Source organism: Herpetosiphon geysericola (assembly GCF_001306135.1).
Lineage (GTDB): Bacteria > Chloroflexota > Chloroflexia > Chloroflexales > Herpetosiphonaceae > Herpetosiphon > Herpetosiphon geysericola.
Window position 1 is genome coordinate 1 of record NZ_LGKP01000021.1, and the last position, 12,490, is coordinate 12,490.

The 12,490-nt window shown below is 51.9% G+C and carries 13 protein-coding genes; 5 read left to right on the forward strand and 8 right to left on the reverse strand.

The features are described from left to right. Window positions 1-124: 124 nt before the first annotated feature. Both SE18_RS11425 and SE18_RS11430 read right to left on the reverse strand, forming a co-directional pair. A complete protein-coding gene (locus SE18_RS11425) occupies window positions 125-1,051 on the reverse strand; it encodes a glycosyltransferase family 2 protein (RefSeq protein WP_054534594.1) in 927 nt (308 codons plus the stop codon). A 1-nt stretch (window position 1,052) separates the two neighbouring features. Next, window positions 1,053-1,685: a hypothetical protein gene (locus tag SE18_RS11430; protein ID WP_054534595.1), complete on the reverse strand. Its 633-nt coding sequence runs from the start codon at window positions 1,683-1,685 to the stop codon at window positions 1,053-1,055. Between the two features lie 149 nt (window positions 1,686-1,834). On the opposite strand from SE18_RS11430, the gene SE18_RS11435 reads away from it, so the two are divergent. From SE18_RS11435 to SE18_RS11455, 5 genes are all read left to right on the forward strand, one after another. Beyond that, complete coding sequence (locus SE18_RS11435) at window positions 1,835-2,320, forward strand: DinB family protein (protein WP_054534596.1); 486 nt, start codon at window positions 1,835-1,837, stop codon at window positions 2,318-2,320. 65 nt (window positions 2,321-2,385) lie between these two features. Further along, window positions 2,386-2,940 (forward strand): nitroreductase family protein, encoded by a 555-nt coding sequence (locus SE18_RS11440; RefSeq protein ID WP_054534597.1) that lies wholly within the window; start codon window positions 2,386-2,388, stop codon window positions 2,938-2,940. 13 nt (window positions 2,941-2,953) lie between these two features. Then, entirely contained in the window at window positions 2,954-3,907 is a 954-nt protein-coding gene (locus SE18_RS11445; protein ID WP_054534598.1) for a hypothetical protein, read from the forward strand. After that, window positions 3,908-4,351, forward strand: a complete 444-nt coding sequence (locus SE18_RS11450; protein ID WP_054534599.1) for an NUDIX domain-containing protein — start codon at window positions 3,908-3,910, stop codon at window positions 4,349-4,351. 292 nt (window positions 4,352-4,643) lie between these two features. Further along, on the forward strand, window positions 4,644-5,015 hold the full coding sequence (locus SE18_RS11455) for a response regulator (RefSeq protein WP_054534600.1): 372 nt from the start codon (window positions 4,644-4,646) through the stop codon (window positions 5,013-5,015). A gap of 103 nt (window positions 5,016-5,118) precedes the next feature. Here the strand turns inward: SE18_RS11455 and pruA are convergent, their stop codons facing one another. The 6 genes from pruA to SE18_RS11485 form a co-directional block, all read right to left on the reverse strand. Next, a complete protein-coding gene (gene pruA / locus SE18_RS11460) occupies window positions 5,119-6,672 on the reverse strand; it encodes an L-glutamate gamma-semialdehyde dehydrogenase (protein WP_054534601.1) in 1,554 nt (517 codons plus the stop codon). A 78-nt stretch (window positions 6,673-6,750) separates the two neighbouring features. Beyond that, window positions 6,751-7,497, reverse strand: coding sequence for an iron-sulfur cluster-binding protein (locus SE18_RS11465; protein ID WP_054534602.1), 747 nt, complete (start codon window positions 7,495-7,497; stop codon window positions 6,751-6,753). 518 nt (window positions 7,498-8,015) lie between these two features. Beyond that, window positions 8,016-9,596 (reverse strand): phosphoenolpyruvate carboxykinase (ATP), encoded by a 1,581-nt coding sequence (gene pckA, locus SE18_RS11470; RefSeq protein ID WP_054534603.1) that lies wholly within the window; start codon window positions 9,594-9,596, stop codon window positions 8,016-8,018. A gap of 103 nt (window positions 9,597-9,699) precedes the next feature. Then, complete coding sequence (locus SE18_RS11475; RefSeq protein WP_152976624.1) at window positions 9,700-10,572, reverse strand: HD domain-containing protein; 873 nt, start codon at window positions 10,570-10,572, stop codon at window positions 9,700-9,702. 318 nt (window positions 10,573-10,890) lie between these two features. Then, on the reverse strand, window positions 10,891-11,892 hold the full coding sequence (mreB, locus tag SE18_RS11480; RefSeq protein ID WP_054534604.1) for a rod shape-determining protein: 1,002 nt from the start codon (window positions 11,890-11,892) through the stop codon (window positions 10,891-10,893). A gap of 94 nt (window positions 11,893-11,986) precedes the next feature. After that, complete coding sequence (locus SE18_RS11485) at window positions 11,987-12,400, reverse strand: F0F1 ATP synthase subunit epsilon (protein WP_054534605.1); 414 nt, start codon at window positions 12,398-12,400, stop codon at window positions 11,987-11,989. Window positions 12,401-12,490: the final 90 nt, after the last annotated feature.

The following is a 12,490-nucleotide window of genomic DNA, read 5'->3' on the forward strand; positions in this document are numbered from 1 at the left end:
GGTGGCCACGCGATTTGAGAAACTGGCCCTGAACTATCTCGGATTCGTCCATCTGGCGATGATTCAACGCTTGGTGCGTATCCTTGCACCAGCGACATCGGTATCCTGAATTATCAGACAGAGCCTAGCCAAATTGGCGCAGCACCTGCCAATAGATCTGCATGCGCTGCCAACGCAATTGGCGTTTATGCCCAAGCAGCCACTTAGCGCTCTCAACCAGTAGCTCATACAAATAGCTGCTTGCTAAAAAGAAGTGTAAGGCGGTAGCAAAGGCTGGGCCTTCGTACAAGGCTGCATAGCGCAGCTTCGATTGTTGGAAGGCCCAATGTTTGCGGGCTGGCGCTTGTTCGCTCGATTTGCCTTCGTGGTGAATAATCACTGCTTGCGGCACATACCAAATTGGCCCAAACCGCCCCAAGCGAGCTTGCCAATCGACTTCCTCAGAATACATCCAGAAGCGCCGATCCATCGCGCCTGCTTGCTCGATTGCCGATTTGCGTACCAACAAGGCAGCACCCATCAACCATTCGACCTGCTGCGGCTGATCGTCAGGCAGATCGGCGCAACGATAGGCAGCAGCCCAAGGATTAGCAGGCCACCAGCGTTCTAGCAACGTGCTTTCGAAAAAGTAGCTGGCTTTGGTGGGTAAGCGGCGACGTGACGATTGAATTGAGCCATCGGGGTAGCGCAATTGCGGCCCAATCACACTCGCAGCGGGGTGCGCTTGCGCCCAATCCAGCAACTGAGGAATTGCATCTGCTTGCATAACTGTATCAGGATTGAGCACCAAAATCCATTGACCTTGGGCTGCCGCAACCCCAACATTAACGCCGCCAGCATAGCCTAAATTCGCCCCTGTTTCGATGATCTGGACACTGGGAAATTCATGGCGAACCATCGCAACCGAAGCATCGTGCGAGGCATTATCGACCACAATCACTTCATAGGTGTAGGTGCTAGCAGCCAGCGATTGGTCGATTGAGGTGAGACATTGACGCAGCAAATCTGCCACGTTCCACGAAATAATCACGACACTACAATCGAGCGCCATGTTAATCCTCCGGCCAATAGCTAGCCCGCGATTGCCAAAAACCATCGTAGTTGCGTGCTTTGGGCAAAAATCTGCGATCAAATGGCGTTCCGGCGATGGTTTCGAGCCAACTGAGCCATGTACCAGCACGCATCAGATTGCGCACACGATCAAGCTCAGTTTCAATCATCTCGCGCTGCTGATTGCTTAGCAAGCCAATTTGATTGGCCTCGATCACTTCATCTTCATCTTCGACCACATGGGTCACGCCATTGGCAGCCACAAAACAATCAAGATAGAGATCAGTTTGATAAAAACTGCCGCTAATATCAATAGCTTTGCTGGCAAAATCGATGCGCTGGACAATCAAATTGCCCCATTCATCATACATGCTGGTGATATTGAGTGGCCGCGAACGCCACCACCACGAACGCCCAAACGCCCGCGAGGCTCGTTGATCAAATAGCCGAGTGCGTGGTGCATTGCTACCCCAGCCAAGCGTATCGGTAATGCGCTGCGGCGTGCCAAGCGACCAGTCATAGATCAAAACCTCAGCATCGTTGCGCACAACCCGACCAAATCCATACGAATGGAACACATGATGGCGACCATCAACAAAACGGCGGCGGTAAAACGTAGGTGGGAGCTTATCCATCATGGTCTTCCCTAAATGCAGGTGGCTTTATCCCTACAGTATAGCAGATGGCCGTAGTTCAGCGAAACAAGCTCCTTGTGAGCTGAAATAATGATACATTTGTGCTGTATACTACACCCTTGGATCTTAAGGTAGATGGGAATTAAGCTATGGATTTGTTAGATCGTTTACTTGGCCATGATGTTTGGACAACTCGCCAATTATTATTGCAAGCTCAAAGCCTCACGCCGGAGCAACTTGATCGCCAGTTTCCAATCGATCAACGGAGTTTGCGTCAATGTTTCGAGCATATTATCGAAAACATGGAAGCTTGGTGCGATCTCATGGCCGAGCGCCCAGTGCGCGATTTGAGCGATACCTCGATCGAAGGTTTATTGCAACGCTTGGGGGCTGCTGGGAAAGATTTTGCCACGATTGCGCGCAGCATCAGCCGCGAACAACGCTGGGATGCAGTATATACCGATGGCTTGGATGATCCGCCAACCCAAAAAACCTATGGTGGCACGATTGGCCACTTAATTACCCATAGTATGCATCATCGCGCCCAAATTATGCTGATGTTGGAGCAACTTGGCTGCACCGAACATATCGAGGGCGATTTGCTCAGTTGGGAAGCCCAAGCTTTTGGCTGGTAATTACAGGCTCGATTGATTCATGCTACTCTTTAAAGCGCAATTGATTTAGTTGATGAGGTTTGGCAATGGCAACGAGCAGCGAAGTTTTGGCCATTTTGGCCCAACGCCGATCATACGGCTTAAAAGAAGTTTCTCCTGAGCCAATCGAGCGCTCAGCGATTGAATTAATTTTACAGGCAGCGACCTTGGCTCCAAGCCATGGCGTGACCGAGCCATGGCGCTTTGTGGTCTATACTGGCGCTGCGCGGGCAGAATTGGGCGCAGCCTTGGTTGCCGCCGCCCAAGGCGATCCATTTCAAGAGGCAAAGCAACGCGATAAAGTTTGGATGGCGCCAGTCTGGATTGCACTTGGCATGCAGCCACAGCCCAAAAATCCTGAATGGGAAGAACTAGCAGCGGTGGCGATGGCAGTCCAAAATGCCCACATTATGGCGGCGCAGCTTGGTTTGGCCGCCAAATGGTCGAGCGGCGCGATTGGAACCCACGAGCTTGTGGCCAAAACCGTGGGCTTTGAAGCCCCAACCAAATTGTTGGGCTTTTTGTATGTTGGCAAGCCTGCCGTAACCCCCAAACCGTTGGCGCGCGCCGATTGGCAAAGCAAAACCACCTGGAAAGAATAAAGGAGTTTGATCGATGAAGCTCTTTTTACAGCGCGCTTGCTTGCTATTGATAGTACTCTTGGCTGGCTGTAGCAACCAAACCCAAACACCAACCGTTGGCCCAACCTTGCAAGCTGAGCCTAGCCCAACCCAAGCCGAGGCAGCAGCAACCGCAACCACAACCGAGGCCACAGCAGTAGTCGGTGCGCCTCAAGTGCCGCTGGTCGCAGCGTTTGATGATCAGACCAGCCCGATTAAGCTGTTTGGTTCGCTGGTCAACGCGCTTAATCGCCAAGAGTATGAACGGGCCTATAGCTATTGGGCTAGCCCACCAGGCGGGATTGATCAGGCTGGATTCAACGCAAGTTTCTTTGGCATCGATGCAGTGGTGGGGTTGGTGACAGCTCCAATGGTGAACGCCAACCAAACCGAAGCGCGCATGGCAGGGATTGTGTTGCTCGGCATGAAGGATGGCGGCGCGCGCGCAGATACAGCCTGTTATGTGGCGACTCGGGCCGACGTGAATAGCCCATGGCGCTTGAGTTCAAGCAAATCGATGCCCACCAGCAGCAATGATGTTTTGGGCGTGCTCGATCAACAGGCCCGTGAATGTGGCACGCCGCTTGCGCAATTGCCACTTAGCACCCAAACCACGATTCCCGAGGTGCTGTTTAGCTACTATGCCGCGCTTGCGCAGGGAGATTCGGCCAAAACTGCTGAAACATGGGTTGAGGGAACCTTGCCCAATGTGCCCGATAAACTACGCCAAAGCAAGCAACTGAGCGTCTATGTGAATGTAAACCCAGTTGAAACTGCGGCTGCGGCTTTTCTGCAAACGATTGTTTTGGCCGATACCAACGCGCTTTGGGTAGGCTGTTATGGCGCGAGCAAACAAGCAGAGGTTTGGCGCTTAAACAGCGGCTATCTGCAAGACAGTGGGCCTACGACGGTGCTGATTCAAACATTAACCCAAGGCTGCGATATCTAAATGGCAACCCTCCGCCATACCCGCTATCAAATTGCGATTATTGAGCACGACCAGCTTTTAATGATTCGCTTTGCTGATGCAACGAGCAATTTTTGGCTGTTGCCCGGCGGCGGACGCGAGCCTGAGGAAAGCGAAATCGCCTGTGTCGAACGCGAAGCGTGGGAGGAGCTTGGCGTGCAAGTTGCGGTTGAAGGGCTGATTCTGCACCAACAGGATCAGCCTGACCCAACCTATCAAGCCTTTAAAACCTATCGTTGCCGGATTATTGCTGGCAGGCCAAAACCTGGCTATGAAACGCCTAATCCCAACGATCCAAGTGCAGGCATTGCTGAAGTTGGCTGGGTTAACCTCGCAGCCCCGCAAACTTGGCCCAGCCTAATTGTTAACGATTTATATACTTTTACGATTCTGCAACAGCTACGCCAAGCCTTGAACTACACCTAAAAACGAGCCACCCTTGGAGCTTAACCAGTAGGCTTTTGGCCGATTAGAATCGCCTAGAAGCGTGCTTGGTTAATCCCAAGGGTAGCTCACTAAGCTAGCAAATTGATAAAACTTATTTTTCAGAAAAAATTAAGTTTTTTATACCTTTAATGCTTGTCAGTGCTATCTATCTATGTTACCCTGCATGCTAATTAAAGGAACTATCCAATCGAGGACTCAATTCCTATTGTCCAACGAGTGTTTGCCGACACAGCGAGCGTGATTTTCGAGCTCTCCGGACACTGGAGCAGGTATGGCTTGTTTATATATTGTTGATGATCAACCAGACACTCACATTATTCTCGCGCGTCTTCTAGAGTTAGATGGCTATACGGTGGTTGGCGCTCACAATGGGAGTGAAGCGTTAAAGCAGATTCCGCTTGTTCGCCCAGCCTTGGTGTTATTGGATCTGGCGTTGCCAGGCATTGATGGTTTAACCGTGGCCAAGCAGTTACGCACCAATAGCAGCACCAAGCATCTGCCAATTATTGCTATGACCGCTTTTGGCAGCAACGAGTATCGCAGCCATGCAATTGCTGCTGGCTGTAGCGAATATCTTTTGAAGCCGCTGGATTTCGTGAAGCTGCGCAGCGTGATTGCCCAATTGGTGCTGCAAGTAGCCTAGAACAACGTTTGATCTGGTGAGGCTGCCAACCCGATATCCATCGGGCTTTTTTATTGTTAACGGGATGCAGCATGGAGTTAACTCCATGCTGCATCCCAGTTTTTTAGAAGCGATCGGTAATCGTTTTGGCTTGAGTGAACAACAAGAGGTAATCGGGGCCGCCAGCTTTGGAGTCGGTGCCGCTCATGTTGAAGCCACCAAACGGTTGCACCCCAACCAAAGCGCCAGTACACTTGCGGTTGAAATACAAGTTGCCAACATGGAAATCGCGGCGAGCTTCTTCGAGCCGTTCGCGGGAGCGGCTGAATACTGCGCCAGTCAGGCCATATTCGGTGTTATTGGCAATTTGCAGCGCATGCTTCCAGTCGTTAGCTTTGATAAACGCCAAGACTGGCCCGAAAATTTCTTCCAACGAGAGCCGAGCTTCGGGGGCAATATCGGCAATAATTGTTGGCGGAATGAAATAGCCATCTGCTGGATCGCCAGTTTCGCCACCGAGCATCAAACGGCCTTCGCTCTTGCCAATTTCAATGTATTCGCGAATTTTGTCGAAGGCTTTTTGATCGACCACAGCGCCCATGTGCTGCTTGGGATCGGTTGGATCGCCCATAGTGAGTTTCTTGGTGCGATCAACAACCTTCTTCAAGACTGAATCATACACGCTCTCGACGATAATTGCCCGCGAACAAGCCGAACATTTTTGGCCTTGGAAGCCAAAGGCCGAGGCCACAATCGCATCGGCGGCAGCATCGAGATCGGCGGTTTCATCAACCACAATCCCATCTTTGCCACCCATTTCTAAGATCGTGCGTTTAAGCCAGATTTGGCCTGGTTGCAATTTCGCTGAGCGTTCGAAAATCCGCAGGCCAATTTCTTTCGAGCCAGTGAAGGCAATCACGCGGGTTTTGGCGTGATCAACCAAGGCATCGCCCATTGCGCCGCCAGAGCCAGGCACGAAATTGACCACGCCATCGGGCAAGCCAGCTTCTTCGACCAACAAGCGCACAAATTGGGCGGCAATTGCTGGCGAGGCCGAGGCTGGCTTCAGCACAACCGTATTGCCAGCGGCAATCGCGGCAGTGGTCATACCAACCATAATTGCCAAGGCAAAGTTCCATGGTGGAATAACCACGGTCACGCCGAGCGGGATATAGCGGAGTTCGTTTTCTTCGCCGTTGTAGGCAACGACTGGTTGCGGGCCACCAAACTTAATCGCTTGGCGACCATAATATTCCATAAAATCGATAGCTTCGGCCACATCTGCATCGGCCTCAGCCCAACTTTTGCTCACTTCGTAAACCAACCATGCCATAAATTCAAACTTACGGCGGCGCATCACAGCCGCAGCGCGGAACAAATAGCGAGCGCGTTCTTCTGCCGCAACGTTGCGCCATGTTTCAAACGCTGTCGCGGCAACTTCGACCGCTTGATTGGCATGCTCAACCGTTGCCTTGGCAAAACTGCCAACAACTTGGCTTGGCTTGGCCGGATTCAGTGAATCGAAGGTGTCGGCCAATTCGATATGTTCGCCACCAATTAGCAGCGGATACGTCCGGCCTAATTCATCGCCAACTTTACTAAGCGCCGTGCGCATGGCATCGGCATTGGCTTTAACACTGAAATCGACAAACGGTTCGGGGCGGTAATCGGGTAACATGTACATCTCCTAGCGATAAGCGCCATTGCTTATTTGGATCAGGTTATCAATATTTTATCCGAAATTATGCCGATTAAGTTAGCTCAATTCGCGCAGATCAAGCGCTGGGCCATGGCTACACAACAATTTTGGCTGTTGACGGGTATTCTGCCAACACGCGCCACACATGCCAATCCCGCATGGGTAGGCTTGATCAACGATAAATGAGGCAAAGCCTTGTTGCCAAGCATAACGCTCGCGGCGAATCCGTTGGCTCAAACGATTCGCCAAATCGATGCTGCCTGCGGCTAACAAACGATTGGCCCAAACCAACGGCGAATCAAGTTTGCCGCTACTTTCCAGCAAATCAAGCACATCGTCGCTGGTTGCCAAATATTCAATCTCTGCTGGCAGCACAAATGGCGGCACGCGCAACTCATCGCTGGCGCTGGCAAGCAGCAGCACAGGCGCGCCCGTTTCGCTGATGCGTTGGGCATAGAACAACATGCTGTAGATTGCATTGCCCTCAGCAATCAGCAACGTTGCTTTTTGGCCATCGCTACTCAGCGGTCGGCCCAACGGCCCAAGCACATCAAGCTCGCTGGCTTTGGGCATGCGCGCAATCGTCGCCAAGAGTGGGTCGTGCAAATCCAAGGCCAAGGTGGCGGTGCTACTACGATTGGTCGCAATAATCCAAGCTCGACTGCGCAAGAATGGGTCGTTGCCCAAGCCATGATGCAGCATTGCCCATTGGCCTGGCTGCGCGCTGGCAAGTTGCGGCGAGGCCACAGTCAGCAAGCCATAGTGCGAATTCAATTGTTGCTGATCGAGTATAACTGTTTGCATATCAGCATTATCCGAGAAGATCGAGGCTTGTGCAAGGAGTGTCTGAATGAGGGGGCAGGAATTTTTTGTTGATCCACGAAGAGCACGAAGGTACACGAAGAGTTATTGGCTTTGGGCTATCGGAGATAGATTGGAAATACCAAAATTTTATATTGATCCACGAAGGACACGAAGCTACACGAAGGGCTATTGACTGAGGGTTAGCGGAGATTGTTTGCAAATACCAAGGATAGGCGAGACAACAGGAATTTTTCGTTGATCCACGAAGAGCACGAAGTTACACGAAGTTAAGGCTGATTGAGTGGTTGCCTAATAATTGTAGAAATTTCAGGCAACCACCTTACCCAACATTCGTGCCCTTCGTGTCCTTCGTGGTTAAAAACGTATCTCGTAACCGCGAAGAACGCGAAGGGCGCTAAGCTAAGGTTAATTGAGTAGTTGCCTGATAATTGTAGAAATCTCAGGCAACCACGAAACCCAACATTCGTGCTCTTCGTGTCCTTCGTGGATCAAAAAGCCTACGCTTGTGGCCCGGCGTTTACCACGGTTTCGCCAGCGCGTTCGGCATATTGCTCGAAGTTTTTACGGAAGCGAGCGGCCAAATCATCGGCAACCCGATCGTATTCGCTGGCATCGGCCCAGGTTTGGCGTGGTTGCAACACGCTGTTATCAACGCCTTCGATTGCCACAGGCACATCGAGGTTGAAACGCTCATCGTGCCACATTTCCACATTATCGAGCTTGCCTTCCAATGCGGCATGCACCATCGTGCGGGTATCGCGCAAGCTCATGCGCTTGCCAACCCCGAAGGCTCCGCCAGTCCAGCCAGTGTTGACCAAAAATACTCGCACTTTGTGTTCGCGCATTTTTTGGCCGAGCAAATCGGCGTAAACAGTTGGATGCAATGGCATAAACGGTGCGCCAAAGCAGGTACTAAACGTTGCTTGTGGCTCCGAGCCAACGCCCGTTTCGGTGCCTGCCAACTTGGCGGTATAGCCCGACAAGAAGTGGTACATCGCTTGTTCAGGGCTGAGCTTGGCGATTGGCGGCAAGACCCCAAAGGCATCAGCGGTCAAGAAGATGATTGTTTCTGGTTGGCCGCCCATACCTGTTTCGCTGACGTTGGGAATGTATTCCAAGGGATAGGCGGCGCGGGTGTTTTCGGTCAACGACGCATCATCATAATTGGGATCGCGGCTATCGCTGAGCACCACATTTTCGAGCACAGCCCCATAGCGAATTGCATCGAAAATTTCTGGCTCCGATTCGCGGCGCAAGCGAATACACTTGGCATAGCAGCCGCCTTCAAAGTTGAACACGCCGTTGGCGCTCCAACCATGCTCATCATCGCCAATCAAAATCCGTTCGGGGTCGGCTGAGAGGGTGGTTTTGCCCGTGCCCGAAAGCCCGAAGAACAAGGCCACATCGCCTTTGCTGCCAATATTGGCTGAGCAGTGCATTGGCATCACGTTTTGGCTTGGCAGCACCATGTTCAACACCGTAAAGATCGATTTCTTGATCTCGCCAGCGTATTCAGTGCCCACAATCAAAATCAATTTTTCATCGAGATTGATCATGGCGGCAACTTCTGAGCGCGAACCATCGACCGCTGGATCAAGTTTCAAACTTGGCAAGTTGAGCACTGTCCATTGGGGTTGTTGATCGCTACTGATCGCATCGCGGAACAATTGCTTAGCGAACAAGTTATGCCAGGCATACTCGGTCACCACACGAATTGGCAACGCATAGGCCGGATCAGCGCCAGCGCTGGCATCTAAAACAAACATCTCACGTTCGGCCATGTGCGCCAACGCCTTGGCCTTGATCGTGGCATAGGTTTCGGGCTGCATAGCTTTATGGAATTTCGTCCAGTGCATTGACACGGCTGCAGGTGTTTCCACCACAAACTTATCATCTGCAGAACGACCCGTGCGGGCGCCCGTGGTGGCAACGACAGCCCCAGTAGCCGATAAAACGGCTTCGCCCCGTTTGAGCGCAGCTTCCACCAATTGCGGCACCGTTAAGTTGCGATAGGCTTGCTTGACATGTAAATTAGCGCCTACAGTGTCGCCTTCACTTAATACGGCTCGTTCGGTCATGAGATGGCTCCTTTAGTAAAGAGAAATAGATTAAACTGCCGTAGCGGCTACCACCAGCACAAGCGCGTTTAACCTGCGCTTGGTGAGCCAGCTAGCGTAGCAGCTACAACACCGATACATCGTTTATCGAAAGCCCAAAGCGACTGCCAAGAAACTCGGCAGCCCTGCGGCACATTACCATTCGCGAGAGAAATATCTCAAAATAATCCATCACCGAGGCCATCTCGGTGTCGATCGTCAATTGCAGTGTAACACGCCGTTGCTCGCTATCAACCCGCAAGAACGATTTGGTCGCGGCGTAATTAACCCGATCATGAATATCAAAGGTCGTGGGATCGCTATTTTGCACCCGCGAACGATGGACATCAGATTTGTCGGCCAAAATCAGCGCCGCCGCCACCGTTGAAACCGCATGGCCGCGTTCTTCCTCGTGATTGCCAATCGCACCCATAATCGTGATGATCTCGTCGATTGGCATCGCGAGGCTGCTCAAAATATCTTTGGCCAGAATTGCCCCAGTTTGGCCGTGATCGTTGCGATTGATGCTATTGCCAATGTCGTGCAACAAGCCAGCAATTTCGGCCAGCTCAATCTCGCGCGCCGAAAAGTTAAGTCGCCGCAAGACATTCGCCCCAATGTGGCCAACCAAAGAAGCATGGCGACGACCATGCTCAGTATAGCCAATCAGCTTGAGCTGCTGGTTGGCAGCGTCAAGGTAGGCATAGGTATGGGGGTGATTGCGCACTTGGGTAATTGTCACACGGCGGGGGTCAGCCTTAGCTAATTCGCTGGCTGGAGCCTGGACAGGTTCACTGGTTAATTCGGCGACCATTGCCTCGCGTTGGGCAACCGCAGCCTCAATTTTAGGAGCAACAACCTCACGCATACGATCCTTCGCGTCAAGCGAAAGCGCATCCGCTGTATGGGTTAGCTTCTCGACTTCATTGGCGAGCCGCGCATCATCGCGCATATCCATAGAAAACCTCGCTGAAGCAACAACCGTAGCCCAAAACTACTCAGTTCATTACTTCAATGAATGGGCCAGCATTCCTGCCAGCTTGCATAAATGTCAATTGCCAATGCGATCATTCAACGTTGAATAATCATGATTGGGGACTGGTTGATGGGGATCGGGGGCTGGGAGATTTGAGCAAGCCCAAAATTCACCGATCCAAAACCATAAAACAACTACTTGGTGGCTGATCGTTGGAGATCAGGGTCTAGAAATCAATTTAGCAAATAGCTATGATTGAATCCCAAGCACTACCGATCCCCGACCCCCAACAACCGACCCCTAATTTATATCACTCCCCGACAAACTTTCGCGGAGAATTTCGAGATTTTCTAGGGCAAGACCTGTGCCGATGGCCACGCAGTTGGCGGGCTGGTCGGCAACATAACAGGGCACGCCGGTTACTTCGGTCAGCAATTCGTTGATCCGGCGGAGCATCGAGCCACCGCCAGTCATTACCATGCCTTTATCAATAATATCCGATGATAATTCTGGTGGCGTTTCGACCAAGACCGAGCGCACAGCGCTGATAATTGCTTCAAGCGGCTCTTGAATCGCATCGGTAATTTCGTTGGAATCGACCTCGATTGTGCGTGGCAAGCCAGCAACTTGGTCGCGGCCACGCACTTGCATGGTCAATGGTCGGTCGAGCGGCAAGGCTGAACCAATTTCAATTTTAATACTTTCAGCAGTCCGTTCGCCGATCATCATATTATATTTACGTTTGATATAGGCGGCGATGGCTTCATCGAACTTATTGCCACCAACCCGTACCGAATTGCTCACCACAATATCGTTGAGCGAAATTACGGCAACTTCAGTTGTACCACCACCAATATCAATAATCAAGTTGCCAGATGGTTGAGCCACCGGAATATTCGCGCCAATCGCAGCAGCAAGTGGCTCACGAATCAAATAGGCGCGGCGGGCGCCAGCTTTACGCGCGGCATCACGCACGGCCCGCATTTCAACGGTGGTTACCCCAGCCGGAATACAGATCATCACATCGGGCTTGCCAAAGCCACGGGTTTTATCAATAAAGTGCTCCAACATCGCCTTGGTGGTTTCATAATCGGCGATAACCCCATTGAGCATTGGGCGAATAACCTCAACGCTTTCTGGTTCACGGCCAAGCATCGCGAGGGCATCAGTGCCAACTGCGCGAATCTTATTAGTTTTGCGCGAGAGCGCGACCACCGACGGCTCGGACAAGGCAATTCCTTTGCCCTTGATGTAGACAAGCACATTGGCCGTGCCTAGGTCAATCCCAATTTTTCGTGCCATACCTTAGTTATTCCAAACGAAGAAAGAACACCAAGCGATTACCACTGGTTTGCATGCCATGGGTGCTAGCTGATGTTCTTTCGACTCATGCTTGCTATTGTTGACGGTTGCGGCGCAGCTTGGCAACTTGCAAACGAACCGTAGCGCGGCGCAGGGCAATTTCGGCCTGAGCAACATCGACAGCGCCTTGGCGATCGCGCACAGCTTGTTCAGCTTTGGCGCGTGCTTGTTCAGCCCGTGCTTCATCGATTTCATCAGCGCGTTCAGCGGTATCGGCCAAAATCGTTACCCGATTTGGCAAGACTTCCATGAAGCCGCCGCTGATGGCGTAGGGCATGCTAACACCATTTTTTACATAGTGCAATTCGCCTGGTTGCAAGACAGTCAATAGTGGCTCGTGGCGAGGCAAAATCCCCACCCGACCTTCATACGAAGGAGCGCTAACCATATCGACTTCTTCGGAAAGAACCACGCGCTCAGCGGTGACGATTTCCAATTGGAGTGGCATACATCCTCACAGCGATTATAGACAATGCGCCGGAATGGGGCGGGTATAATGCCCGTTCCAGCCGGCGCAGGGTCGCATAATCATTGATCG

Excerpts from the sequence above, each read along its gene's own strand:
- SE18_RS11425 (WP_054534594.1), bottom strand. The coding sequence starts at position 1,051 with ATGGCGCTCGATTGTAGTGTCGTGATTATTTCGTGGAACGTGGCAGAT.
- SE18_RS11430 (WP_054534595.1), bottom strand. The coding sequence starts at position 1,685 with ATGGATAAGCTCCCACCTACGTTTTACCGCCGCCGTTTTGTTGATGGT.
- SE18_RS11435 (WP_054534596.1), top strand. The coding sequence starts at position 1,835 with ATGGATTTGTTAGATCGTTTACTTGGCCATGATGTTTGGACAACTCGC.
- SE18_RS11440 (WP_054534597.1), top strand. The coding sequence starts at position 2,386 with ATGGCAACGAGCAGCGAAGTTTTGGCCATTTTGGCCCAACGCCGATCA.
- SE18_RS11445 (WP_054534598.1), top strand. The coding sequence starts at position 2,954 with ATGAAGCTCTTTTTACAGCGCGCTTGCTTGCTATTGATAGTACTCTTG.
- SE18_RS11450 (WP_054534599.1), top strand. The coding sequence starts at position 3,908 with ATGGCAACCCTCCGCCATACCCGCTATCAAATTGCGATTATTGAGCAC.
- SE18_RS11455 (WP_054534600.1), top strand. The coding sequence starts at position 4,644 with ATGGCTTGTTTATATATTGTTGATGATCAACCAGACACTCACATTATT.
- pruA (WP_054534601.1), bottom strand. The coding sequence starts at position 6,672 with ATGTTACCCGATTACCGCCCCGAACCGTTTGTCGATTTCAGTGTTAAA.
- SE18_RS11465 (WP_054534602.1), bottom strand. The coding sequence starts at position 7,497 with ATGCAAACAGTTATACTCGATCAGCAACAATTGAATTCGCACTATGGC.
- pckA (WP_054534603.1), bottom strand. The coding sequence starts at position 9,596 with ATGACCGAACGAGCCGTATTAAGTGAAGGCGACACTGTAGGCGCTAAT.
- SE18_RS11475 (WP_152976624.1), bottom strand. The coding sequence starts at position 10,572 with ATGGATATGCGCGATGATGCGCGGCTCGCCAATGAAGTCGAGAAGCTA.
- mreB (WP_054534604.1), bottom strand. The coding sequence starts at position 11,892 with ATGGCACGAAAAATTGGGATTGACCTAGGCACGGCCAATGTGCTTGTC.
- SE18_RS11485 (WP_054534605.1), bottom strand. The coding sequence starts at position 12,400 with ATGCCACTCCAATTGGAAATCGTCACCGCTGAGCGCGTGGTTCTTTCC.